The sequence below is a fragment of the Massilia aerilata genome (genome assembly GCF_042656905.1).
GTDB lineage: Bacteria > Pseudomonadota > Gammaproteobacteria > Burkholderiales > Burkholderiaceae_D > Telluria > Telluria aerilata.
In genome coordinates this window covers 201,871-225,472 of the sequence record NZ_JBHSMZ010000016.1, presented here as the reverse complement: position 1 = coordinate 225,472, position 23,602 = coordinate 201,871, and the positions used below count along the sequence as shown (strand labels likewise).

Sequence of the window (23,602 nt, the reverse complement as noted above, 5' to 3'; positions counted from 1 at the left end):
TTATTTTTCCGGCGCAGGCAGTTGGCGAGGCACGATGGCGAACTGCGGCGCCGCGCTGTAATCCGGCTGCGCACTGCGCGAGACGAAGCGCTGCCAGGCCTCGCGCCCGGCCTTGTCGCCGACATCCGCCGCATAGGCCAGCGCCGGCTGCATATTGGCCGGATAGCCCATGGGCGTGGCGCCGTAGCCGGTCATCTCGTTCGGTTTCACCTTGAGCGCCTGCGCCAGTTCGGCGCTGTCGCAGGCCAGCTGCGCGACTTTGGGCGGGTGGCTGGCCTTCCAGGCCTCTGCCATGCTAGTGTAGAAGGGAGAGGCGTTGGAATCGCGCACCACCAGCGAGTAGATGGCGGCATCGGTCCAGCAGGCGCCCGGCGCCGTCATGCGCTGGATCGGAAATTTCGCTTTCCAGGCCAGCAGACGACCGGCACCCTCGAAACCCAGATCGGCAAGGTGGCCGACGGCGGCGGTGAAAAAATCGTCCTGCCATGGCGCCACGCCGTTCCCCTTGTGGTAAGACAGCGCATAACCGTTGGCAATGAAGCCCAGCATGTTCGCCTTGGGATTGTCGGTGTACTCGGCGTTGTACCAGTCCAGGTTGGCCTTTACGATGCGCTGGAAGTCCGCCTTCAGCGGGTCCCTGTCGGGCGCGATGTAGGCCGCCTCCCCGAGTGTGCGCAAGGCCCAGGCTTGGCCACGGACCTGGTCAGACTTGAGCAAGCCCTTGACGTTCTCCCGGTAGGCGGGGTTGGAGTTGAAAACATCGTACATCGCCCAGAACTCGAGTTCTTCCAGATGGTAGAAGTCGCCGGTGACCAGGTAGGGCAAGTAGGCGAAGGAGGCCTGGTGCGAAACGTCGTGGGTGTAGGGCGTCTTGCAGGCCTCGCTGGGGCAGGGCGGGAACATCTCTAGTTTGCCGGTTTTCGGGTTACGCGTGTCGCCGGCGTGGCCGAGGATGGTCATGTAGGGATAATCGCCAAGGCTGACCGGCCTGTCGGTGCGTCGGTCGCGGTAATGCATGGACCAGCTGCCGGCCAGGTCGGCGGTACCGAGTGTGGCCTCCTTCGCCCGCTTGTCCATGCTGAGCAGATATAGGGCGCCCCAGGCCGGCAGCAGGCCGATGTCGCTGCGCCCGCCGGTGGTCGGCATGTAGCGTAGTGCCAGGCCGATGCCCATCGGTTCCGTCCTCTCTCCGGTCCACTTCGATTTCAGCTCCGCCAACGCCCGCTCTGCCACGTGCACCGAGCGGTCGTAGTTCGGCAGCGCGCGCGAGGCCATCAGGTAGGCGCTGTCGTGGCGCAGGTGCACCGCCGGCACCTCACCCCACCAGAAGGTCTTGCGCCAGCGCGCCTGGTTGTAGTGGACCAGGTCCTGTTTCGCATACACCTCCTTGCCGCCCACCTGGATACGGGCGTCGTAGGTTTCGTTGCGCGGCGCCGGCTGGAAGGCCCAGGCGTTCTCGATACTGACGTCGACGCGCGCCTTGCCCAGCGCCCGGTACCAGCGCACCGCGAAGCGCGCGCTCAGGCGCGGGTGCTCCACGCCTTTCTCGTTCCTGAGCGGGGACGAAACCAGCCATTCGGTGACCAGCGGACCGTCCAGCCATACCTCCGGCTTCTGGCGCAGCAGCTTGTCGGCGGAGGCGGTCCAGGCCTGGCCGCCGATGGCGGCGCTTGCCGTGGCGCTGAAGCCGGCGTCGAGCAGGGCTTGTACGGAGGCCGGCGCGCCCGGTTTCGCGGCGTCCGCCCTGTCCTTTTCTTTCACCAGCGCCAGCGCCTGCGAACCCGATTTGCCTGCGTTCGGCAGCACGGCGCTGATCACGGCATGCCGCACCGAGCCGTCCGGGTGCGTGGCCTTGACGTCGACCTGCAGCGGCACCGTGTGGCCGTCGGCCAGGCGGCCCAGCAGCGCCTCGCCGCGTTTCAGGTCGCCCGGCGCGAACACCTGGCCGAAGCTGAGGGGAATCGGTGTCTTGCCGCCGGCATCCCCGGTTTCCACCACCACGCCGGTGATGCCGTCGCCCCAGTCCGGCGCAGCCTGCCGCGGCGCCGCCTGCCTTGGTGCGGCCTGGTCCGGTGCAGCCTGGCCCGGTGCGACAGACGGCGCGCCGGCGTAGCGCGATTGCAGCACCTTCTGCGTGTCGAGCTGGCCGGTCTCGGGCAGGCTCTGGGTGTGCGCGGCGGCGAACGGCAGCAGGAGCAGGCATGGCAAGGCGGGACGAAGGCGGAATGCAGGCATGGGAAGGTCGAAGGCCGAAGGCTGAATTGAAAAGGGCGCCCGAAGGCGCCCCGATGATACCGTTTATTGTGCCGAAGACGGCGCCGGCTGCTTGAGCGTGCGCTCGAACAGCTGGTAGATGCGGCGGTACTCGTCGTACCAGCTCTCCGGCTGCACGAAGGAGTGGCGCTCCATCGGGTAGGGCGCCAGTTCCCAGTTGTCCTTCTTCAGCTCGATCAGGCGCTGGGCCATGCGCACCGAGTCCTGGAAGAACACGTTGTCGTCGACCATGCCGTGCGCGATCAGCAGGTTGCCCTTCAGGTTCTGTGCGTACTCGATCGGCGAGGACACTTTATACGCCTCCGGATCGACGTCCGGCGTATTCAGGATGTTGGCGGTGTACTCGTGGTTGTAGGTGGTCCAGTCGGTGACCGGGCGCAGCGCGGCGCCCGACTTGAACACCTCGGGTGCGCGCAGCAGGGCCATGAAGGTCATGAAGCCGCCATAGCTGCCGCCGTAGACGCCGACATTCTTCGCATCGCCCTGCTGGTTGGCGACCATCCAGTTCACGCCGTCCAGGTAGTCGTCCAGCTCCGGATGGCCCATCTGGCGGTAGATCGCGTTACGCCACTTGGCGCCGTAGCCCTTCGAGGCGCGGTAGTCCATGTCCAGCACCACGTAGCCCTTCTGTACCAGCAGGTTGTGGAACATCTGCTCGCGGAAGTAGGGCGTGTAGCGGTGCGAGACGTTCTGCAGGTAGCCGGCGCCGTGCACGAACATCACCACCGGGTATTGTTTGCCCGCTTCCAGCTGGGCCGGGCGGTACAGCTTGGACCAGATCGCGTCCGCGCCGTGGGTCGAGGGGACGGTCACGAACTGCGGCTGGATCCAGTCGTGGGACTTGAATTCGGCGCTGCGGGTGTCGGTCAGCTTGACCGCTTCGCCGCCGTTCGAGGGCAGGGTGGCGATCTGCGGCGGCAGGTAGGGGCCGGAGTAGTGGACCAGCAGCTTGCGCTGGTCCGGCGACAGGCGGAAGTCCTCGACGCCGCCATCCAGGCGGCTGACTTCGCGGGTGGCGCCATCCCTGGCGTTGACCGCGCAGACCTCGTAGGTGCCCGGGTCCTTGCGGTTGCAGATGACCCAGGCGGTGTCGCCGTCGCGCGACCAGGCCACGTCCGAGGCTTCCCATTTGCCGGAAGTGAGCGCGCGCGTGCGGCCGCTCGCGTCCAGCGTGTACAGGTGCGAGTAGCCGCTTTCCTCGGACAGGTACCACAGCGTGCCGTTGTCCGGCAGCCAGCCGAATTCACTGTTGTCGAAGTTGACCCAGGCCTGGTCCGTCAGGCGGTGCACCGGCTTGAGCGCGGCGCGCGGCAGATCGACGGTGGCGATCCAGCGGTCCTTGTTGTCGACCGAGCGCAGCATCACGGCGGCATTCGCGCCGTTCGGGCTCCAGACGATGGTCTCGCCGCCGAAGCCGATCTTGAGCGCGCGGTTGCCCTTGAGCGCATCGAGCTTGTGCTCGGCGCGCATGGCGGCCAGCGGATCGTCCTTGATGCCGGGCAGGACGTCGAAGGACAGGTCCTTCACCTCGCGCGTCTGCAGGTTGACCAGCTTCAGGCCGTGCGGGCGCGGGTCCTTGCGGCCGACGCGGGTGCGCTCGTCCGAGGTCTCTTCATAGCCGGATTCCGTCACGTAGCGCGGCATCTTGCCGACGCGGCCTTTATCCGCATCCTTCGGCCCGGTCACCACCAAGGCCCAGCGCCCGTCCGGCGACAGGTGCGAAGTGACGATCGCCAGCTTGTCGCCGAGGTAGATCGGGGCCGGGGCGCGGGTCGGATCGGCGCGGCGTTCTTCCTCGGCGCGGTTGCGCTGGGCATCGCGCTCGTCCTTCTGGCGCTTGAGGGTGGCGATCAGGCGCAGCTGCATGTCGCGCAGCGCGTCCGCCTCCGGCGCGGCATTCGGATCCTTGGCTGCGCGCAGCACGGCCAGCGGCGAGATCAACCGGCTGGCGCGGTCCCAGCTGGCCCAGTCGTCGCCGACGCGGAACTGCACGCTGCGGCCATCGGCGGAATACTGCACGCCGCCAATGGCAACCCCGCTGGCGCGCGTGATCTGCGCCAGCTCACCGGTCTTGAGGTCGCGCTCGAACAGGTCGCCGTTACGCAGCAGGATGGCGCGGGTGCGCTCGCGGTTGTAGGCCACGTCCGGGCTGTCGATTTTGGACAGCTCGGCGTCGCCGACCTGGCGCGCCTTGTTGATGCCGGCGGTGGCGCCGGTCTGCCAGATGTCGCGCAGCGGCGAGCCGGTGCGCTTCTGTTTGTACAGGACCTGCTTGCCGTCCCAGCTCCACCAGGCGGCTTCCACGGGCGTGCCGATCCAGTCGGGATGGGCCATGGCCTGGTCGAGGGTGACGGGCGTCGCGGCTAAGACAGGGGCGGCCAGCAGCGCGGCCAGGACGGTGAGAGCGGAAGCGGAAAGAGGAAGGCGCATCGTTGCTTGTCGAGTAGAAATTGCAAAAAAACATTCTAGCTCAGCCGACATTAATGCAGGGTGGGAATTATATATGCATGCGTAAACGACAACGCCCGGCCAATGCCGGGCGCGGAGACGCGAGCGGTGCTGCTGAATCGGGTTTAGCCGAGTTCCTTCAGCTGCGGGTGTTCGCTGATCCACAGCTCGGCCGGGGTGGTCACGGACGGGTTGCGGATGAAGAACACGATGCGGGTAAGGATGGCCAGGGCCGAGATGGCGACGGTGACGTATTCGACTGGGGTCATGATGGTGTCCTTGTTATTTGGAAGCGAAGTGGCGCAGTTCGGCCGACAGGGCCGGGCTATGGGATTCGGCGGCGGCGGCCAGCGACAGCAGCTGGCGGCGCGAGGTTTGCCCGGCGCGCGTGGCGTCGTGCGAGAACCAGCCGCCGTGGGCGACATAGAGTTCGATCGCGAAGGCGCGGATATTGCGGGCGGTCTCTGCAAACTGGTGGCGCAGTCCCTTGTCCTGCGCCTGGGTGATCGTTGCGGTGCTCATGAAGTTCTCCGATAAATACTGTGTTGTTGCGGTGCAGTATAGGTAGACTTCAGACATAAGTGAACTTTTAGTTCGTGATGTTCTCCATTGGATTTGTGAATGTTTTCTTGAAGCAAACTGTGGCTTGTCTTTGGCTCTGATATACGCGCTGTCAATATCTCTGAGGACATCCAGTCGAGCTCTGGCCCGAAACTTGCATATCCGATAGGCATGAAATCGCCCCCTTCCGTCCAGCGCACCCTGCGCATCGTCGTGGTCAACACCGCACCCGGCGCCGGTGAGCAGGCCATGGCGGCGCAGGCGCAACGCAACACGGCGCTGCGCATCGGGCTGCTGGAATCCGGTTACGACATCGTCGCCTCGCTGCCGGCCGATATCTTCCTGCCCGAGCGGATCGCCCAGATCCAGCCGGACATGATCATCATCGACAGCGAATCCGACGCCAGGGACGTGCTCGAGCACATCGTGATCGCCACCCGCGACGAGCCGCGCCCGATCGTGCTGTTCACCGACGACCAGGACCCGTCCAGCATGGACGCCGCGCTGCACGCCGGCGTGTCGGCCTATATCGTGGCCGGACTGCAGGCCGCGCGCGTGAAGCCGGTACTGGACGTGGCCCTGGCGCGCTTCCGGCGCGAGCGCAAGCTGCTGGACGAGCTGTCCGACACGCGCCGCCAGCTGGCCGAGCGCAGGTTGGTGGAAAAAGCCAAGGGCGTGCTGATGGCGCGCAGCGGCTTGAGCGAGGAACAGGCTTACCAGCGGCTGCGCAGCATGGCGATGAACCGCAAGCTGCGGCTGGGCGAGGTGGCGCAGCGCGTCCTCGATGTGGAAGACCTTTTATAGTAGACCGATGCTCGTCATTCCCGCGAAGGCGGGAATGACGGTGGAAGAGATAACATGACCCCTGCAAACCCCACCATCCGCGCCGGCTTCCTGCCCCTCACCGACTGCGCCCCACTGGTGATGGCCTCCGTACTCGGCCTCGACGAAAAACACGGCATCAAGCTGGCCCTCAGCCGCGAGCATTCCTGGTCGGGCATGCGCGACCGCCTCATCGCGGGCAGCCTGGACGCCGCGCACGTCCTGTATGGGCTCATATATGGCGTCGAGATGGGCATCGGCTCGCGCGCCGTGCCGATGGCGGTGCTGATGAATTTGTCGCGCAACGGCCAGGCCATCACCCTGTCGCGCGCGCTGGCGGAGCAGGGCGTGGTCGACGGTCCTTCGCTGGCGGCCCACATGCGCCGCAGCCGCCGGCGCGGGGGCGCCCGACCGTTCACCTTCGCGCACACCTTCCCGACCGGGAACCACGCGATGTTCCTGTATTACTGGCTGGCCGCCGCCGGCATCGATCCGCTGCGCGACATCCAGCTTGCCACCGTGCCGCCGGGGCAGATGGCGGCCAGCCTGGCGGCCGGGCATATCGACGGCTTCTGCGCCGGCGAACCCTGGGGCGCGCGGGCGGTGCTCGACGGCTGCGGCGTCACGGTGGCGGCCAGCCAGGACATCTGGCCCGACCATCCCGGCAAGGCGCTGGGCGCCACCGCCGCCTTCGCCGACGCCAATCCGGATGCCTGCCGCGCGCTGGTGGCGGCGCTGCTGGAGGCGGCACGCTGGATCGACGCTTCGCCCGCGCACCGCGACGCCACCGCCGAGATCCTCGCCAGCCCGGCCTGGGTCAATGCCGGCCGCGAGCTGATTGCCGGGCGCCTGCAGGGCCGTTACGAAGACGGCCTGGGACGGGGCTGGCTCGACCCCGATCCGCTGCACTTCCACGCGCATGGCGAGGCCAACTTCCCCTGGCTGTCCGACGGCATGTGGTTCATGACCCAGCACCGGCGCTGGGGCCTGCTGCGCGAAGACCCGGATTACCTGGCCGTCGCCACGCGCGTAAACCGGGTCGGCCTGTACCGCGAAGCGGCCGAATTGGCAGGGGTGGCGTCGCCGGCCGGCCTGCTGCGTTCCTCCGTGCTGATGGACGGCCGGGTATGGAACGGCCAGGACCCGCTTGCATATATCTCTTCCTTTGACGGTGCGGCCCCGCGCCCCGTTTTCGCGCATGGTGCACCGCAATGAAGCGCATGCGCCGGGCATTGCGGCTTGCGCCAGGGGGAAGGGCGTCTGGCACGGCTCTTGCAAATACTCCCATCGAGGATCAACGGCGATCCCCATGAAATAGACGTTTACAAGGACAACGGCGTCCGCTGCACCCGAACACATACGACATGTGCTCGGCCAGGCAGCGGGCGCCTTTCTTTTTTCGGGAGCGATGCATGGCCAAAGCGAACAACATCAAGCTGTTTTCCTTCGACACGCCGCAGATGCGTGCCTTCCACCTGACCTGGGTGGCTTTCTTCGTTTGTTTCTTCGCCTGGTTCGCCTGCGCGCCGCTGATGCCGGTCATCAAAGGCGAGTTCCACCTGTCGATCTCGCAGATCGCCGACATCAACATCGCGGCGGTCGCCATCACCATCCTCGTGCGCCTGCTGGTCGGCCCGCTGTGCGACCGCTTCGGTCCGCGCAAGACCTACACCGGCCTGCTGGCGATCGGCGCCATCCCCGTGCTGGGCGTGGCCATGGCCCAGAGCTACGAAAGCTTCCTGCTGTTCCGCCTCGGGATCGGCGCGGTCGGCGCCAGCTTCGTGATTACCCAGTACCACACCTCGGTGATGTTCGGCCCGCGCGTGGTCGGCACCGCCAACGCGGCGGCGGCCGGCTGGGGCAACAGCGGCGGCGGGGTCGCCCAGGCCACCATGCCTTTATTGATGGGCGCCGTGATCATGCTGGGCGTGAGCGAGACCATGGGCTGGCGCGTGGCCCTGCTGGTGCCGGGCGTGCTGATGCTGGTGATGGCGGTGGTCTACTGGAAGTTCACCCAGGACTGCCCGGAAGGGAATTACGCCGCACTGCGCGCGGCCGGCACGCCCTTCGAAGCCAGCGGCAAGGGTGGCATGGCGAGCTTCATCGAGGCCTGCCGCAACTACCGCGCATGGCTGCTGTTCGTCACCTACGGCGCCTGCTTCGGCATCGAGCTCTTCATCCACAACGTCGCTGCGGTCTACTACGTCGACCACTTCAAGCTGTCCCTGAAGGAAGCGGGGATGGCGGCCGGCAGCTTCGGCCTGCTGGCCCTGTTCTCCCGCGCCCTCGGTGGCTGGCTGTCGGACAAGGCCGCCTCGAAAGGAAGCCTGAACAGCCGCGTCAACCTGCTCTTCATCCTGATGGTGGGCGAAGGCCTGGGGCTGCTTTGGTTCTCGCAAACCGCCAGCGTGGCGCTGGCCATCGTGGCGATGCTGGCCTTCGGCATGTGCACCCACATGGCTTGCGGCGCCACCTACGCGCTGGTGCCCTTCGTGAACCGCAAGGCGCTGGGCGGCGTGGCCGGCATCGTCGGCGCCGGCGGCAACGTCGGCGCGGTGCTGGCCGGCTTCCTCATGAAAGGCACGGGCGACGTGCGCCAGACCCTGTTCATCCTCGGCGGCGCCGTGCTGGCGGCCAGCGTGTGCGCCATCGGCGTGCGCTTCGGCGCCGCCCCCGCTGAAACTCCGGCACCTGCCGCAGCATAAGGATTACCTGCCATGAAACTGATCGTCATCGGCCACGGCATGGTCGGCCACAAATTCCTCGAAACCCTGTACGGCGATGCCGGTGCGCCGGCCTTCGATGTCACCGTGCTGTGCGAAGAGCCGCGTCCCGCCTACGACCGCGTGCACCTGTCGGAATTCTTCGCCGGCCGCAGCGCGGACGACTTGTCGCTGGTCGCGCCGGGCTTCTTCGAACGCCCGGGCCTGAGCTTGAAGCTGAACGCGAAGGTGGTGGCGGTGGACCGCCTGGCGAAGGTTCTGACCCTGGCCAGCGGCGAAGTCCTCGGCTACGACAAGCTGGTGTTCGCCACAGGTTCCTCGCCCTTCGTGCCGCCGGTACCGGGCCGCGAGCGCGCCGGCTGCTTCGTCTACCGCACCATCGAAGACCTGGAAGCGATGCTGGCGTGCGGCGCGCAGGCCCGTTCCGGCGTGGTGATCGGGGGCGGCCTGCTGGGCCTCGAATGCGCCAAGGCTCTGCGCGACATGAAGCTGGACACCCACGTGGTCGAATTCGCGCCGCGCCTGATGGCGGTGCAGGTCGACGAACTAGGCGGGCGCATGCTGCGCGGCCGCATCGAGGAACTGGGCGTGACGGTGCACACGCAGAAGAACACGCTGCGCATCGTGGACGGCGAGGGCGCCGCCCACCGCATGGAATTCGCCGACGGCAGCTTCCTCGAGACCGACATGATCGTGTTCTCGGCCGGCATCCGCCCGCGCGACGAGCTGGCGCGGGCCTGCGGACTGGCACTCGGCCCGCGCGGCGGCATCGCCATCGACGACGCCTGCCTGACATCCGATCCGGACGTCTACGCGATCGGCGAATGCGCGGCCTGGCAGGGCCAGACCTTCGGCCTGGTGGCCCCGGGCTACGACATGGCGCGCACCGTGGCGCGCGCGCTGCTCGGCAAGGAAGGCACATTTGCCGGCGCCGACATGAGCACCAAGCTGAAACTGATGGGCGTCGACGTCGCCTCGATCGGCGATGCGCACGGCAATACGGCCGGCAGCCGCAGCTTCCAGTTCAGCGACGAGCGCAAGCGCGTGTACAAGAAAATCGTGGTCTCCGATTGCGGCAAGCGCCTGCTGGGCGCGGTGCTGGTCGGCGACGCCGCGGAATACGGCAATCTGCTGCAGACCATGCTGAACGGCCTGAAGCTCCCAAGCGCACCCGAGATCCTGATCCTGCCGCAGAGCGAGGGCGGCGTGGCGCCGGCCATCGGCGTCGATGCCTTGCCGGCCACCGCCCAGGTCTGCTCATGCAATGCGGTCAGCAAGGGCGCCATCCTTGACGCGGTGGCGGGCGGCGCCTGCGATATCGCGGCCGTCAAAGCCTGCACCACGGCCGGCACCTCCTGCGGCGGCTGCGTGCCGCTGGTGAACCAGATCATGAAGGCGGCGATGGCGAAGGCCGGGCTGGCCGTCAGCAACCACCTGTGCGAACACTTCCCCTACTCGCGCCAGGAGCTGCATCACCTGGTCCGCGTCGGCGGCATCAAGAGCTTCGGCGAGCTGCTGGGCAGGCACGGCAAGGGCCTGGGCTGCGACATCTGCAAGCCGGTGGCCGCCAACATCCTGGCCTCGACCTGGAACGACTTCGTGCTCAAGCCCGAACACGCCAGCCTGCAGGATTCGAACGACTACTTCCTCGGGAATATCCAGAAGGACGGCACTTATTCCGTGGTGCCGCGCATGCCGGGCGGCGAGGTCACGCCGGACGGCTTGATCGCGGTGGGGCAGGTGGCCAAGAAGTACGGCTTGTACACCAAGATCACGGGCGGGGCGCGCGTGGACATGTTCGGCGCCCGCGTGGACCAGCTGCCTTCGATCTGGGAAGAGCTGATCGCGGCCGGCTTCGAATCCGGCCACGCCTACGGCAAGTCGCTGCGCACCGTGAAATCCTGCGTCGGCTCGACCTGGTGCCGCTACGGCGTCGGCGACAGCATCGGCTTTGGCGTCCGGCTGGAGAATCGCTACAAGGGCTTGCGCGCGCCGCACAAGATCAAGTTCGGCGTGTCAGGCTGCACCCGCGAGTGCGCCGAGGCCCAGGGCAAGGACGTCGGCCTGATCGCCACGGACAAGGGCTGGAACCTCTACGTGTGCGGCAACGGCGGCATGAAGCCGCGCCATGCCGAGCTGCTGGCGTCGAACCTGGACGAAGAGACGGTGGTGAAGCTGGTCGACCGATTCCTGATGTTCTACGTGCGCACCGGCGACCGTCTGCAGCGCACCAGCACCTGGCGGGAGGGCCTGGAAGGCGGCCTCGATTACCTGAAGCAGGTGGTGGTCGAGGATAGCCTCGGCATTGGCGCCGAACTGGAAGCCGACATGCAGCGCGTGGTCGACAGCTATGCCGACGAGTGGAAGAACGCGGTCGAGGACCCGGCCGTGCGGGCGCGTTTCCGCAGCTTCGTCAACAGCGAGAACGTCGACGACAACGTGGTCTTCATGCCGGAGCGCGGCCAGGTGCGGCCCGCCAGGCCTGAAGAACGCCGCGTCATTCCCATCACCCGCAGCGCCTGACTTTTAGGAGAATTGAAATGCATCGCGACCTGCAACTGAACCAATGGAACGCCGTCTGCCCCCTCGATCGCATCGTCCCGGACACCGGCGTCTGCGCGCTGCTGAACGGCCGTCAGGTGGCGGTGTTCCGCATCGGCGCCGAGTCCCCCGACCTGTTCGCCATCGATAACTACGACCCGAATTCGCAGGCTGCCGTCCTGTCGCGCGGGCTGGTCGGCAGCATCGGCGAGCGCGTGGTGGTGGCTTCGCCCATCTACAAGCAGCACTTCGACCTGCGCACCGGCGAGTGCCTTGAAGCGCCACACAACTCGGTGTCCAGCTATCCGGTGCGGGTGCAGGACGGCCAGGTCTGGGTAGGGGCCTGACATGCAGGCGATCGACAGACGACCTTCGCTGGTCGTGATCGGCAACGGCATGGCCGGCATGCGCACGGTCGAGGAGCTGCTCAAGCTGGCGCCCGACATGTACCGCATTACCGTGTTCGGCGCCGAGCCGCACGGGAACTACAACCGGATCCTGCTCTCGCCGGTGCTGGCGGGCGAGAAGAGCGTGGCCGACATCATGCTGCACACGCGCGAGTGGTATGCGGCGAATGGCATCACCCTGCATGCGGGCGATCCGGTGGTTCGCATCGACCGCAAGCGGCGCATCGTGCATGCGGCATCCGGCCTGGCCGTGCCTTATGACCGGCTGCTGGTCGCCACCGGCTCGAAACCCTTCATCGTGCCGGTGCCGGGTCATGACCTGCCCGGCGTGATCGGTTTCCGCGACCTGCACGATGTCGATGCGATGTTGACTGCGGCACGTTCCGGCGGCCACGCGGTCGTGATCGGCGGCGGCCTGCTCGGGCTGGAAGCGGCCAACGGCCTGCTGCGCCAGGGGATGGCCGTGACGGTGGTGCACGTGACGGCCAGCCTGATGAACCAGCAGCTGGACGCCGCCGCCGCCGAGCTGCTGCGCGCCTCGCTGGAGCGGCGCGGCCTGCGCATCCTGCTGAGCCGCCAGACCGCCGCCATCGAGGGAGACGGCCGCGTGCAGGCCTTGCGCTTCGCGGACGGCGAGACCATCCCGGCCGACCTGGTCGTGATGGCGGCCGGTGTGCGGCCGAATGTCGCGCTGGCGAAGGAAGCCGGCTTGCACGTGGAGCGCGCCATCGTCGTCGACGATACCCTGCAGACCTACGACCCGCGCGTTTACGCCGTCGGCGAATGCGTGCAGCACCGCCGCGCCACCTTCGGCCTGGTGGCGCCGATCTGGGACCAGGCGCGCGTCTGCGCGGCCCACCTGGCGGGCAGCGGCCACCGCCGCTACGTGCAGCAGGCCACCGCCACCAGGCTGAAGGTGACCGGCGTGGACCTGTACTCGGCCGGCGACATCGTCGGCGGGGAAGGAAGCGAAGACCTGGTGCTGCGCGACCGCCGCGGCGGCGTCTACAAGCGGCTGGTGCTCAGTGGTCGCCGTCTCACCGGCGCGGTGCTGTACGGCGACGTTGCCGACGGCCCCTGGTACTTCGGCCTGATCCAGAACCGCACCGATATCTCGGCCATCCGCAACCAGCTGCTGTTCGGCCAGGCGCAATCCGTCCTTGCGGCCTGACCTGGAGTCTTCATGAAACTGTCCGCCATTCCGACCACGGTCCGTACCACCTGTCCCTATTGCGGCGTCGGCTGCGGCGTGCGCGCCCAGGTCGGCCAGGATGGCGCGCTGGCCATCGCCGGCGACGAGGCTCACCCGGCCAGCCAGGGCCGCCTGTGCGTGAAGGGATCGGCGCTAGGCGAGACCGTGGGCCTGGAAGGGCGCCTGCTGTCGCCCATGCTGCGCGCCGGCGAAGGCCTGCACGAGGCCTCGTGGGCGGAAGCGCTCGACAAGGTGGCCGGCGGCTTCCGCAAGATCATCGCCGAGCACGGCCCGGATGCGGTGGCCCTCTACGTCTCTGGCCAGCTGCTGACCGAGGATTACTACGTCGCCAACAAGTTCATGAAGGGCTATGTCGGCAGCGCGAACATCGACACCAATTCACGCCTGTGCATGTCCGCCGCCGTAGCGGGCCACAAGCGGGCCTTCGGCGAAGACCTCGTGCCCGGCTGCTACGAAGACTTCGAACTAGCCGACCTGGTGGTGCTGGTGGGCTCGAACGCGGCCTGGTGCCATCCGACCCTGTACCAGCGCATTGTCCGCGCGAAGGAAGCGCGGCCGGGCATGCGCGTCGTGGTGATCGACCCGCGCCGCACCGCCACCTGCGACCTGGCCGACCTGCACCTGCCGCTTAAACCGGGCAGCGACGTCTGGCTGTTCAACGGCTTGTTGGGCTACCTGGCCACCCAGGGCGCGCTGGACAGCGCTTACGTGCAGGCGCATACGGTCGGCCTGGGCGAGGCGCTGGACGCGGCGGGCGAAGCCGCCTTCCTCGCGCCGGGCGGGCGCGAGGCGGCCCTGCTGGATGTGGCCAGGGCTTGCCGGCTCGATCCACAGCAGCTGCTGGCCTTCTACGAGCTGTTCGCGAACACGGAAAAGACCCTCACCGCCTTCACCATGGGCGTGAACCAGTCGTCCAGCGGCGCCGACAAGGTCAACGCCATCATCAACTGCCACCTGGCCACGGGGCGCATCGGCCGGCCCGGCATGGGGCCGTTCTCGCTGACCGGCCAGCCGAACGCGATGGGCGGACGCGAAGTGGGCGGCCTGGCGAACATGCTGGCGGCGCACATGGAGCTCGACGATCCATCCCAGCGCGCCGCCGTGCAGGCCTTCTGGGACGCGCCGCGCATGGCGGACAAGCCGGGCCTGAAAGCGGTCGAGCTGTTCCGCGCGATCGAGGAAGGCAAGGTGAAGGCTGTGTGGATCATGGCCACCAATCCGCTGGTCAGCCTGCCGGATGCCGACCAGGCGCGCCGCGCGCTGGAAAAGTGCGAGCTGGTAGTGGCCTCGGACATCGTGCTGGGAACCGACACCAACCAGCTGGCCCACGTGCTGCTGCCGGCCCTGGGCTGGGGCGAGAAGGATGGCACGGTCACGAATTCCGAACGCTGCATCTCGCGCCAGCGCGCCTTCTTGTCAAAGCCGGGCCAGGCGCGGCCGGACTGGGAGATCGTCTGCGAGGTCGCGCGCAGGATGGGCTTCAGCGGTTTCGATTTCACGGCGCCGCAGCAGATCTTCGACGAGCACGCGCGCCTGTCGAACTGGCAGAACGGCGCCGGCAGCCAGCGCCGCCGTGTATTCGACATCGGCGGCCTGGCCGGTCTCGGCCGCGCCGAATACGATGCGCTGGAGCCGGTGCAGTGGCCGGTCCGCCGCCAGGGAGAGGACACGCAGCGCCTGTTTGGCGACGGCCGCTTCGCTTACCCGGACGGCAAGGCGCGCTTCGTCGCCACCCGCGCGCGCCTGCCCGCGCATCTGCCCGACGCCGAATTCCCCCTGGTGCTGAACACCGGCCGCGTGCGCGACCAGTGGCACACGATGACGCGCACCGGCCGCTCGGTCAAACTGGCGGAACACGTGCCGGAACCCTTCGTCGACCTGCACCCCCAGGACGCGCTGCTATGCGGGGTAAAAGCCGGCGAACTGGCGCGCGTGACCAGCAACTGGGGCACGGTGGTGGCGCGCGTGCGGCACGGCGGCGGCATCGCGCGCGGCAGCGTGTTCATGCCCATCCACTGGAGCGGCCAGACGGCGTCCGATGCGCGCGTGGGCGCGGTGGTGAATCCCGCGGTGGACCCGGTCTCGGGCGAGCCGGAATTCAAGCACACGCCGGTGCGCGTCGAGCCCTTCGGCGTGCACTGGTACGGCTTCATCCTCAGCCGCGCGGCACTGCCGCTGCGGGAAGCGGCCAACTGGACCCGCATCCAGGGCGCGGGTTTCGTCCGCTACGAGCTGGCCGGCCGCAAGCCCTTCGCCGATGCGGCTCACTGGGCGCGCAAGCTGCTGCAGGTCGAGGATGACGACGCCGACTGGATCGAGCTCGAGGACCGCAACGGCGGCGTGTATCGCGCCGCCCACCTGGTCGACGGGCGGATCGAGGCCTGCCTGTTCGTCTCCCAGCGCCAGGATCTGCCGGCCAGGGCCTGGCTGGCGCAGATGTTCTGCAAGGAGAGCCTGAGCCCGCAGGACCGCAGCGGCTTATTGTCTGGCCGGGCGCGCGAGCAGGGAGTTGATCCGGGACCGACCGTCTGCTCCTGCTTCGGCGTGGGCCGCGACACGATCCGCATCGCCATCGAACAGCACGGGTTGAAGGACGCGGCCGCGGTCACGGCTTGCGTCAAGGCCGGCGGCAACTGCGGTTCCTGCGTGCCCGAAATACGCGCGCTGCTCGGCGAGGCGTCCATCAAGGCGCAATAATCGCAGACCATCCGGCGATTCTTGCAGTTCATCTCAATTTCTCGGCCGGGCAGGCATTCCATGCCTAGAATGGGCCCATCTTCAATCAACCGAGAGATTGCGATGCGCCCACTTACCCTTTCCCTTGCCCTTGCCGCCGTACTGAGTACCGCTACCGCCCACGCGGACGACCAGGTCCGCAACGCGCCGGCCTTCACGTCGATCAGCGTGCAGGGTCCGTTCAGCGTCACCGTGGATGCGGGCAAGGCGCAGTCGCTGACCGTGCGCGGCGACCCGCGCTTCATCAAGGAGCTGAGCAGCGAAGTGGTGGACGGCGAATTGCGCCTGCGCCTGCGCGACAAGGATGTCAGCCACAAGTCCTGGAAGGGCGACCCGCTGGTCGTCATCGGCATGCCGGCGCTGCGCGCGCTCGAGGTCGAAGGCGCGGGCGAGATCAACCTCAATCGCATCCGCGGCGAACGCCTGGACGTGACTTACCGCGGCGCCGGCAAGATGGACATCAACGGCGAAGTGAAGACCTTCAGCATGAAGGCCGAAGGCGTCGGCGAGGTCGATGCCAAGCGCCTGCTCGCGAACGACGTGGACATCCGCTTCCGCGGCGTCGGCGACGTCAGCGTCTACGCCAGGAACCGGCTCGATGCCGTGGTTCAGGGCATGGGCAGCCTGACCTATTACGGCAAGCCGCGCACGGTCAACAAGAAGGCCTCGGGCATCGGCTCCGTCGACGCCGGCGAATAGAGCGCCCAACAGAACCGGCATGGCGGCGTTGCATCGTCTCGCCGTACTAACGTACTGTCTTCGACAATGCGCCTTGCCCTGCGGGCTCTGTAGGACGCTCTCGCAGGCTCAAGGCGGCAGGATGCCGAAAGCCTGCGGCACGGCCACCTTCATGATGTCGATGAAGCGCCGCAGCCGCGCCGGATAGAAGCGCGCCGGCGGGTAGATCAGGTGGATGGGCAGCGGCGCCGCTTCCCAGTCCGGCATCAGCTGCACCAGGCGCCCGGCGTCGAGCTCCTCGCGCACGGCCCAGGACGAGCCGATTGCCGCGCCCACGCCCAGCAGGGCGGCGCTGCGCATCGCGTACAGGTTGTCGGTGTACATGCGCGGCTGGATGGCAAAGCGCAGCGTCTCGCCGCTCTGGCGGTGTGTCAGCGCGACCTCGTTGCGGTAGAAGCTCGACACCGCGATCCACGGCAGGGCGGCCAGCTGCTCCGGATGCGTGGGCGGCGCGCGGCCTGCCAGCACGGCGGGCGCGCAGACCACGATGCGCGGGACCTCGCCCAGGCGGATCGCCACCACCGACGGATCGGGAATGTCGCCGACGCGGATCGCGCAGTCGATGCCCTCGGCGATGAAGTCCGGGGTGCGGTCGTGCAGGGTCCAGTCGACCGCCATCTTCGGATAGCGCGCCAGGTATTCGGCCAGCGGCGCCACCAGCTGCTGCTGGCCGAAAGCGTGCGGCGCGATCACGCGCAGCAGCCCGACCGGCTCCTCGCCGGCGCCGCGGATCTCGCTCTCGAACGCCTGCCAGCCGGCGAGCAGCTCCTTGGCGCGCGTGTAGCAGCGCATGCCGTCGTCGGTCAGCTTCATCGCGTGGGTCGAGCGCTGCAGCAGGCGCACGCCCAGCGATTTCTCCAGGGTCTTCAGGCGCCGGCTGACGGTCGGCTGTGTCGTCTCCAGCAGGCGCGCCGCCGCCGACAGGCTGCCGGCATCGACGATGCGCACGAAAGTCTCCACCAGCATCATGCGGTCGGCGGTGGAAACAACAGCGTTGAGGTCGAGGTTCATACGCTCATCGTATAACAGTTCGACGTTTCGCGGGTCTACCATACGCGAGACGCACCAATGATAATGGCACCATCGTCAATCCAGACAACACTGCCATGAACACCGCCTCGACAATCGTGAAACCCGCCCAGCCCCATTTATCGACATCGCTGACCTTCCTGCTCGCCGGCGGCACCGGCCTGACGGTCGCCGCGCTCTACTACAGCCAGCCGACCCTCGGCGTGCTGGCCGGCGACCTGCACGCCAGCCCGCGCCAGATCGGCTGGATTCCGACGCTGACCCAGCTCGGCTACGCGCTCGGCCTGCTGCTGCTCGCGCCCCTCGGCGACCGCTTCGACCGCCGCAACATCATCCTGCTGAAGGCCGCGCTCCTGTGCGCGGCGCTGCTGCTGACCGGCTTTGCGCCGGGCCTGGGCGTGCTGCTCGCGGCGAGCCTGCTGGTCGGCCTGTTCGCCACCGTGGCCCAGGACATCGTGCCCGCCGCGGCCACGCTGGCGCCGGCCCACGAGCGCGGCAAGGCGGTCGGCACGGTGATGACCGGCCTGTTGATGGGCATCCTGCTGTCGCGGGTGGTGAGCGGGTTCGTCGCCGAGAACTTCGGCTGGCGCTCGATGTTCGTCGCGGCCGCCGCCAGCGTCGCCCTGCTGGCGGTGGTGCTGGCGCGCGGTTTGCCGCGCTTTGCGCCGACCACCAGCCAGCCGTATCCGCAGCTCCTGAAATCGCTGCTGCACCTGTGGGGCGAATATCCGAAGCTGCGCCAGGCCGCGCTGGCCCAGGGCCTGCTGGCGCTCGGCTTCTCGGCTTTCTGGTCGACCCTCGCCGTGATGCTGCACGCGGCGCCTTTCCATCTGGGCTCGGCCGCGGCCGGCGCCTTCGGCCTGGCCGGCGCCGCCGGCGCCCTGGCCGCGCCCCACGCCGGCCGGCTGGCGGACCGCCATGGCCCGGCCTGGGTGCTGCGCATTTCCTGTGGCGTCGCCGCGGTCTCCTTTGCCTCGATGCTGCTGATGCCGCTGCTGCCGGTGCAGGGCCAGCTGGCGCTGCTGGCCCTCGCGACGCTGGGCTTCGACCTCGGCGTGCAGGCCAGCCTGATCTCGCACCAGACCATCGTCTTCGGCATCGCACCGGAAGCGCGCAGCCGCCTGAACGCGGTCCTGATGACCTGCATGTTCATCGGCATGTCGGTGGGCGGCCTGCTGGGCGCCCAGGCCCTGGCAAGCTGGGGCTGGACCGGCGTGGTGCTGCTGGCGACCCTGGCGTCCGCCGCGGCGCTGGTGGTGCGTCTGAAAGTGAAGTAATCAGGCCGCAGGGGCGTTGACGGCCAGCTGCGCGGCGAAGGCCCGCCGGTAGGCCGGCCGCGCCTCGCCGCGCGCCACATAGGCGGCCAGGGTCGGGAACTCGTCCAGCACACCCGACGGCCGCGCCCGCAGCAGCACCGACACCATCATCAGGTCCCCCGCGCTGAACCCGCCGTCGAGCCAGTCGGCATCGCCCAGGCGGTCGGCCAGCTGCCGCAGGCGGGCGCGCACGCGGTCCAGCACCAGGGGCAGGCGTTCGGCGGCCCAGGGCTTGTCGCCCTCGAGTATCCGGGCGGTGAAGATGTCGAGGATGGGCGGCTCCATCGTATTCAGCGCCGCGAACATCCACGTGATCGCGCGCGCCCGCGCGTGCGCATCGAGCGGCAGCAGGCCGGCAAAACGCTGGGCGAGATGGAAGACAATGGCGCCGGTCTCGAACAGCGCCAGCCCGTCTTCCTCATAGGTCGGGATCTGGCCGAAGGGGTGGATCGCCAGGTGCGCCGGCTCCTTCATCGCCCGGTGCGGCACCAGGCGCACCTCGTAGGGCTGGCCGACTTCTTCCAGCGCCCAGCGCACGCGCGTGTCGCGCGCCAGTCCCTTGCCGCCGTCGGGCGAGCGTTCGAAAGCGGTGATGGTGATGGTCATGCGAATCTCCTCCCTCGGTCGATGACATGAGACTACCTTCGAATGGTCCAGCCGGCAATCAGGTCCTTCGCACCGGCTTCGACGTGAGCAGGCTCGCCGCCACCGCCGCCACCAGGATCAGTCCCATGACCTCCAGTGCCACGCCCACCGGGATCTCGTGGACATCGAGCAGCAGCATCTGCTCCGTGCGGATCAGTAAAGGTATTTACATGATGCGGCCGCGCGGACGGAGGCGTCAATCGACGAAACGAGACGAAAGCTACAGGAAAACGAGAGGAAGTGAGATGGTCGGGGTGAGAGGATTCGAACCTCCGGCCTCTACGTCCCGAACGTGCTTTTCGCGCTTGAAACGATGTTCGCGGGTTAGTTTAGTTCATTATAAAACAATGACTTGCGCTTGTCTTCGCCCTGTTGCGCGAAGCTGCGTGCAGTGGCAATCCAGCCCTGTTTGCCACTGATTTGCCACTGTCTTTCTGCGTCAAACCAGCCTGCAACATTGCGTTACAAAAATATTCGGTTACCTGCGCGAAAAGCGCCTGATTTCCCTTTCCGTTTGCCTATACGAAGGACTGAACTACGGAGGTCCTTCATGACACTTCACCACACACCCTTTACGCCACTCTCGAAACAGGCCGTCGCCGACCTGCTGGACATTTCCATCCGTTCGGTCGAGAACTGGATTAACGAAGGAATTCTGCCTGCGCCCGCCAAGCTTGGGAACCGCGTCTTCTGGCATCCGGACGCCTTTTACGGCTGGCTGTCCAAGCGACTGCTCGAACCTGCTGCCGAGGCGCAAAGCCCAGATGCGCCCGCTGTTGCAATCAAGACGTGTAGCAAGCAGTCGTATTCCGTTGCGGGCAGCCTGCGCGCTAGTAGCGAACGCAAGCTGGCACGGCTGGAGGGCGGCGAATGAGCACTATGCTTCAAGCCAAGTATAGGGCAGGGGAGGCGCCATGCTGCTGAAGCCCCTGGACCTGGCGTGGGCACTGACCGCCCCCTTGCCACCACTCGACTTCGTGTTGCCTGGCCTGCTGCCTGGAACGTTCGGCTTGCTCGTGGCGCCGGGGGCAACTGGCAAATCGCAGCTCGCTCTCGACATCGCCACTTCCCTGGCTCTTGGCCGTCCAGTCGCTGGTGGACTGTTCCCATCCTCCTTGCCAGGCAAGGTTGTTTTCCTCGCGGGCGAGGAATCCGACCGCCTGCTTGCCGAGCGTATTCGCTGCCTGCTCTCGCTGGACGAGCAGGGCTTTGCAGCCCTCTATGACAACCTCGTGTTGCTGCCGATGGCTGGCGAGTCCTGCACATTGGTTGCTGATGACCGCCCGACTCTTCTCTATGAAGAACTGCGCGCGCTGGGCGACGGGGCGCGGCTCATCATCGTCGACCCGCTCCGTCGTATGCATGGCGGTGACGAGAACAACAGCTCCGAAATGACGGCCTTCGTCGTCGCCATGGAAAGCCTCGCGAAGGCCACGGGCGCAGCGGTGATGGGCATTCACCATGCCAACCGGGCATCCGCTGCAGATGCCGGTTCGCAGCATGCCGCGCGCGGCTCAAGCGCCCTGGTCGATGGCGCCCGCTGGCAGCTGAACCTGTCACGCATGGACGAGAAGATGGCCAACCATCACGCGATTTCTGACGTCGAACGTGCGCACTACATCGCGCTTGATTTTGCCAAGACCAACTACCTGCCTCCCCGACCCCGCTGCTGGCTCAAGCGCGGACCGGGCGGTCGATTCCAACTCGCGCAACTGCCGGCTCCGCGTTCAAACACGCGGACAGTCGGCGGCGCGCGCCTATTAACCACCTGATAGAAAAGCCCCGGCATGCGCATGAGGACAACCATTGGGGATTTTGCAGTACAAGGACATTTTTGAATTAACGCACCGCCGGGGCGCAAGCCCCGATGGATACCTCCACTATTTTTCAAGCTCGGCTTCCACGCCGGCCATACTGTGCCAATGACCTCACTTGCGGACTTGTGGTTCGCCCAACTGCCACCGCGTTGCAGTTCAGGCATCTCCAGCCCAACGCACCGCTCGAAGTGGCGTGGCTAATTTTTGACCTCGACTATCGAGGTGCCGCATACGCGTGGGAAGAGGCCAATCTGCCACCGCCAACGCTGACCGTCATCAATCCGGCGAATGCCCATGCCCATCTGTTTTACGGCCTTGTGACGCCTGTTGCCATGAGCGATGCAGCGCGCGACGCTCCGATTCGCTATGCGGCGGCAGTGCAGCAAGCGTTTCTTGCGAAGCTGGGTGCCGACCCTGGTTACGCAGGTCTCATCGCGAAAAATCCGTTCCATGACGCCTGGCGCACGTTGTGGGTCCAACGGCTTTATGAGCTGGGTGAATTGGCCGAATACGTAGAGTTGTTCAAGCGCCGCGCGCCGCGTGAAACGCTCGGGCTGGGCCGTAACTGCATTCTGTTCGATGAGCTGCGCGCCTGGTCGTACTGTTGGGTAAGGGAATACAAGCGCAATGCCGCCATGCCCGAGCATTGGCAGCGCGCCGTTCTCGGGCAAGCGGAAAAGCTCAACGTCTTCACTACGCCACTGTCATTTTCGGAAGTAAAGGCCGTGTCGAGAAGTGTGGCGAGATGGACCTGGCGGCAGTTCAGCGATGAAAAATTCTCCACTATCCAGTCCGCTCGCGGCAAGCGTGGCGGCCGGCCGGCGACACGTACCGCCGAGGGCGAACCTTGGGCGGCGCAAGGCATCAGTCGGGCGACCTACTATCGGCGGTTGAAGAGTGGCCTGCTGGTCCCTGACACCATCGCGTGAGACAAAAGCCATATCAGATAGCAGCGCCCTGGCATCCAGGCAGGGTGTGGCGTATCGAATATGGTGCTCCAACGAAAAACCCCGCCGGGGTCGGTGACGCGTCCGGCGGGGCGCCCGGCGAGATTTGTGCCGGGACGAGAATCAAGCTGTCGGAGCGGTACCGACCCAAGCCGCTCCCATACCTCAAGATGAAAATACTATGTCCTCGAAAGAGTATAGCGACGGCTTGAACATGATGATGCTGTCGATTGCATTCTTTTTCCAACCCGCTGCTGCAAGGTCGCGGCAGAGCCTTGCTTGGAATGCTGGCGTGCAGACGAATACGACCTTTGCCAAGTGCAGGCCCTTGTCTAGTAACGTAGGACCTGAGGGGCGCAGTGCGTCGATGCCCACCTGCGCCAGCCACCGGAGCAGTTGCGCATAGTCCTTGGCATTCTTCCGGCTTTTCTCCACTTCCACGAGCCAGACTTGTCCGCTATGGTGCAGCAATACGTCTGGCTTCTTGCCGGCGATGCCGGCGTCACCACCAAGCCAGCGGTTTTGCGCAATCTCGCGCTCCGTCGAAACCCGCAGACCAGCGATGATGGCGCCGATGGCGATTTCGTTCGCAATGCACCGGTGCCGGAACTGCGCGCTGCTGAAGCTACGCACCAGGTCCTTGCCGGACTTTGCGGGCACGCCCAGGCGCTGCAAGCGTCGAGTCCCGGCCTCGGCGAGCGCATAAATCACGCTGCCATTCGGCGCCTGACCGCGCAGCACCTGGCGCGCCTTGAATAGCCGGCACATAGTCCGCTGCGCCATCCGCAGCCCGGAAGCCGACGCTGCCGGTGGCCGGAAATCCGGTTCGCTGAGAGGGCGCGCTTGCCACCGTTGCCAGACCAGTGCGGCCAAGTCGCGCGTGCGCAGCCAGCCGAAGCGGTGCAGGGCGCGCAACACGCGCACCTCGTTGTCGTGGGCGATTGCCCGTCCGTCCTTCACTTTCATAGGGTTATCTCTCCGTGATGTCGATAACCCGTATAGCGCCCGAACGCTGTTCGATTGCCTGTTCGCCGGGGAGCGAACAGGGTAGGCGAAGCCGCTCGCGCGGCAGGAGCACCACCGCCTTTACGCCAGACTGGACGTCTGGCCGGCGGTTCGGGCTTCTGAACGAAGCCCGTGCTCCCAACGGCGGGCGCCCCACGCTGCGCGCGGGCATCGTACTCACTCTGCCCCGCTGGACGCGTTGCCGGCTCCGGCTGGTGCCTACGGTCAGCGCTTCGCTTGACTCGACTACGATGCCCGCGCACTGCCCGGGGCGCCGGGGCCATGCATGGCCCCCCACAAATCTGCCAGCCCGTTGGCGGGCTTCTGAACGCTGGGGCGTTCAGCGATTCGCGGCTCCCCCCAAGCAGACCATCGACCCG

General features: G+C 66.9%; 19 protein-coding genes. 12 read left to right on the top strand and 7 right to left on the bottom strand.

Annotated features, from left to right (window positions below):
* The 4 genes from ACFPO9_RS20440 to ACFPO9_RS20425 all read right to left on the bottom strand — a co-directional run bounded on the left by ACFPO9_RS20440 (position 1) and on the right by ACFPO9_RS20425 (position 5,244).
* Positions 1–2,235: an RIFT barrel domain-containing protein gene (locus ACFPO9_RS20440; RefSeq protein ID WP_379774173.1), complete on the bottom strand. Its 2,235-nt coding sequence runs from the start codon at positions 2,233–2,235 to the stop codon at positions 1–3.
* Between the two features lie 63 nt (positions 2,236–2,298).
* The gene (locus ACFPO9_RS20435; protein ID WP_379774170.1) at positions 2,299–4,704 is read right to left on the bottom strand and encodes a S9 family peptidase; all 2,406 of its coding nucleotides are present in this window, start codon (positions 4,702–4,704) and stop codon (positions 2,299–2,301) included.
* 143 nt (positions 4,705–4,847) lie between these two features.
* Entirely contained in the window at positions 4,848–4,991 is a 144-nt protein-coding gene (locus tag ACFPO9_RS20430; protein ID WP_379774168.1) for a hypothetical protein, read from the bottom strand.
* Positions 4,992–5,004: 13 nt separating this feature from the next.
* Positions 5,005–5,244 (bottom strand): hypothetical protein, encoded by a 240-nt coding sequence (locus ACFPO9_RS20425; protein ID WP_379774166.1) that lies wholly within the window; start codon positions 5,242–5,244, stop codon positions 5,005–5,007.
* A 210-nt stretch (positions 5,245–5,454) separates the two neighbouring features.
* Between ACFPO9_RS20425 and ACFPO9_RS20420 the strand changes: the two genes are divergently transcribed.
* The 8 genes from ACFPO9_RS20420 to ACFPO9_RS20385 all read left to right on the top strand — a co-directional run bounded on the left by ACFPO9_RS20420 (position 5,455) and on the right by ACFPO9_RS20385 (position 16,424).
* Entirely contained in the window at positions 5,455–6,087 is a 633-nt protein-coding gene (locus tag ACFPO9_RS20420; protein WP_379774163.1) for an ANTAR domain-containing response regulator, read from the top strand.
* A 54-nt stretch (positions 6,088–6,141) separates the two neighbouring features.
* A complete protein-coding gene (locus ACFPO9_RS20415; RefSeq protein ID WP_379774160.1) occupies positions 6,142–7,320 on the top strand; it encodes a CmpA/NrtA family ABC transporter substrate-binding protein in 1,179 nt (392 codons plus the stop codon).
* A gap of 197 nt (positions 7,321–7,517) precedes the next feature.
* Complete coding sequence (locus ACFPO9_RS20410; protein ID WP_379774158.1) at positions 7,518–8,810, top strand: MFS transporter; 1,293 nt, start codon at positions 7,518–7,520, stop codon at positions 8,808–8,810.
* A gap of 12 nt (positions 8,811–8,822) precedes the next feature.
* Positions 8,823–11,351: a nitrite reductase large subunit NirB gene (gene nirB / locus ACFPO9_RS20405; protein ID WP_379774155.1), complete on the top strand. Its 2,529-nt coding sequence runs from the start codon at positions 8,823–8,825 to the stop codon at positions 11,349–11,351.
* A 17-nt stretch (positions 11,352–11,368) separates the two neighbouring features.
* On the top strand, positions 11,369–11,716 hold the full coding sequence (nirD, locus tag ACFPO9_RS20400; RefSeq protein ID WP_379774152.1) for a nitrite reductase small subunit NirD: 348 nt from the start codon (positions 11,369–11,371) through the stop codon (positions 11,714–11,716).
* Between the two features lies 1 nt (position 11,717).
* A complete protein-coding gene (locus ACFPO9_RS20395; protein WP_379774149.1) occupies positions 11,718–12,947 on the top strand; it encodes an NAD(P)/FAD-dependent oxidoreductase in 1,230 nt (409 codons plus the stop codon).
* Between the two features lie 12 nt (positions 12,948–12,959).
* Complete coding sequence (locus tag ACFPO9_RS20390; protein ID WP_379774146.1) at positions 12,960–15,686, top strand: molybdopterin-dependent oxidoreductase; 2,727 nt, start codon at positions 12,960–12,962, stop codon at positions 15,684–15,686.
* A 102-nt stretch (positions 15,687–15,788) separates the two neighbouring features.
* The gene (locus tag ACFPO9_RS20385; RefSeq protein WP_379774144.1) at positions 15,789–16,424 is read left to right on the top strand and encodes a head GIN domain-containing protein; all 636 of its coding nucleotides are present in this window, start codon (positions 15,789–15,791) and stop codon (positions 16,422–16,424) included.
* A gap of 108 nt (positions 16,425–16,532) precedes the next feature.
* Here the strand turns inward: ACFPO9_RS20385 and ACFPO9_RS20380 are convergent, their stop codons facing one another.
* Positions 16,533–17,474, bottom strand: a complete 942-nt coding sequence (locus ACFPO9_RS20380; protein WP_379774141.1) for a LysR family transcriptional regulator — start codon at positions 17,472–17,474, stop codon at positions 16,533–16,535.
* A gap of 95 nt (positions 17,475–17,569) precedes the next feature.
* Between ACFPO9_RS20380 and ACFPO9_RS20375 the strand changes: the two genes are divergently transcribed.
* The gene (locus tag ACFPO9_RS20375; RefSeq protein WP_379774138.1) at positions 17,570–18,769 is read left to right on the top strand and encodes an MFS transporter; all 1,200 of its coding nucleotides are present in this window, start codon (positions 17,570–17,572) and stop codon (positions 18,767–18,769) included.
* Here the strand turns inward: ACFPO9_RS20375 and ACFPO9_RS20370 are convergent, their stop codons facing one another.
* Entirely contained in the window at positions 18,770–19,414 is a 645-nt protein-coding gene (locus ACFPO9_RS20370) for a glutathione S-transferase family protein (RefSeq protein ID WP_379774137.1), read from the bottom strand.
* Between the two features lie 589 nt (positions 19,415–20,003).
* Here ACFPO9_RS20370 and ACFPO9_RS20365 point away from each other — a divergent pair.
* The 3 genes from ACFPO9_RS20365 to ACFPO9_RS20355 all read left to right on the top strand — a co-directional run bounded on the left by ACFPO9_RS20365 (position 20,004) and on the right by ACFPO9_RS20355 (position 22,199).
* Positions 20,004–20,327, top strand: a complete 324-nt coding sequence (locus ACFPO9_RS20365) for a helix-turn-helix transcriptional regulator (RefSeq protein ID WP_379774134.1) — start codon at positions 20,004–20,006, stop codon at positions 20,325–20,327.
* Positions 20,328–20,367: 40 nt separating this feature from the next.
* Entirely contained in the window at positions 20,368–21,225 is an 858-nt protein-coding gene (locus tag ACFPO9_RS20360; protein ID WP_379774131.1) for a helicase RepA family protein, read from the top strand.
* 95 nt (positions 21,226–21,320) lie between these two features.
* Positions 21,321–22,199 carry a replication initiation protein gene (locus ACFPO9_RS20355; RefSeq protein WP_379774128.1) on the top strand — a complete coding sequence of 293 codons (879 nt, stop codon included), beginning with the start codon at positions 21,321–21,323 and terminating at the stop codon, positions 22,197–22,199.
* A 183-nt stretch (positions 22,200–22,382) separates the two neighbouring features.
* On the opposite strand, the gene ACFPO9_RS20350 is transcribed toward ACFPO9_RS20355, so the two are convergent.
* Complete coding sequence (locus ACFPO9_RS20350; RefSeq protein WP_379774125.1) at positions 22,383–23,183, bottom strand: hypothetical protein; 801 nt, start codon at positions 23,181–23,183, stop codon at positions 22,383–22,385.
* Positions 23,184–23,602: the final 419 nt, after the last annotated feature.

Excerpts from the sequence above, each read along its gene's own strand:
- ACFPO9_RS20385 (WP_379774144.1), top strand. The coding sequence starts at position 15,789 with ATGCGCCCACTTACCCTTTCCCTTGCCCTTGCCGCCGTACTGAGTACC.
- ACFPO9_RS20365 (WP_379774134.1), top strand. The coding sequence starts at position 20,004 with ATGACACTTCACCACACACCCTTTACGCCACTCTCGAAACAGGCCGTC.
- ACFPO9_RS20435 (WP_379774170.1), bottom strand. The coding sequence starts at position 4,704 with ATGCGCCTTCCTCTTTCCGCTTCCGCTCTCACCGTCCTGGCCGCGCTG.
- ACFPO9_RS20380 (WP_379774141.1), bottom strand. The coding sequence starts at position 17,474 with ATGAACCTCGACCTCAACGCTGTTGTTTCCACCGCCGACCGCATGATG.
- ACFPO9_RS20360 (WP_379774131.1), top strand. The coding sequence starts at position 20,368 with ATGCTGCTGAAGCCCCTGGACCTGGCGTGGGCACTGACCGCCCCCTTG.
- ACFPO9_RS20375 (WP_379774138.1), top strand. The coding sequence starts at position 17,570 with ATGAACACCGCCTCGACAATCGTGAAACCCGCCCAGCCCCATTTATCG.
- ACFPO9_RS20355 (WP_379774128.1), top strand. The coding sequence starts at position 21,321 with ATGGATACCTCCACTATTTTTCAAGCTCGGCTTCCACGCCGGCCATAC.
- ACFPO9_RS20440 (WP_379774173.1), bottom strand. The coding sequence starts at position 2,235 with ATGCCTGCATTCCGCCTTCGTCCCGCCTTGCCATGCCTGCTCCTGCTG.
- ACFPO9_RS20425 (WP_379774166.1), bottom strand. The coding sequence starts at position 5,244 with ATGAGCACCGCAACGATCACCCAGGCGCAGGACAAGGGACTGCGCCAC.
- ACFPO9_RS20395 (WP_379774149.1), top strand. The coding sequence starts at position 11,718 with ATGCAGGCGATCGACAGACGACCTTCGCTGGTCGTGATCGGCAACGGC.
- ACFPO9_RS20350 (WP_379774125.1), bottom strand. The coding sequence starts at position 23,183 with ATGAAAGTGAAGGACGGACGGGCAATCGCCCACGACAACGAGGTGCGC.
- nirB (WP_379774155.1), top strand. The coding sequence starts at position 8,823 with ATGAAACTGATCGTCATCGGCCACGGCATGGTCGGCCACAAATTCCTC.
- ACFPO9_RS20420 (WP_379774163.1), top strand. The coding sequence starts at position 5,455 with ATGAAATCGCCCCCTTCCGTCCAGCGCACCCTGCGCATCGTCGTGGTC.
- ACFPO9_RS20390 (WP_379774146.1), top strand. The coding sequence starts at position 12,960 with ATGAAACTGTCCGCCATTCCGACCACGGTCCGTACCACCTGTCCCTAT.
- ACFPO9_RS20415 (WP_379774160.1), top strand. The coding sequence starts at position 6,142 with ATGACCCCTGCAAACCCCACCATCCGCGCCGGCTTCCTGCCCCTCACC.
- ACFPO9_RS20430 (WP_379774168.1), bottom strand. The coding sequence starts at position 4,991 with ATGACCCCAGTCGAATACGTCACCGTCGCCATCTCGGCCCTGGCCATC.
- ACFPO9_RS20370 (WP_379774137.1), bottom strand. The coding sequence starts at position 19,414 with ATGACCATCACCATCACCGCTTTCGAACGCTCGCCCGACGGCGGCAAG.
- ACFPO9_RS20410 (WP_379774158.1), top strand. The coding sequence starts at position 7,518 with ATGGCCAAAGCGAACAACATCAAGCTGTTTTCCTTCGACACGCCGCAG.
- nirD (WP_379774152.1), top strand. The coding sequence starts at position 11,369 with ATGCATCGCGACCTGCAACTGAACCAATGGAACGCCGTCTGCCCCCTC.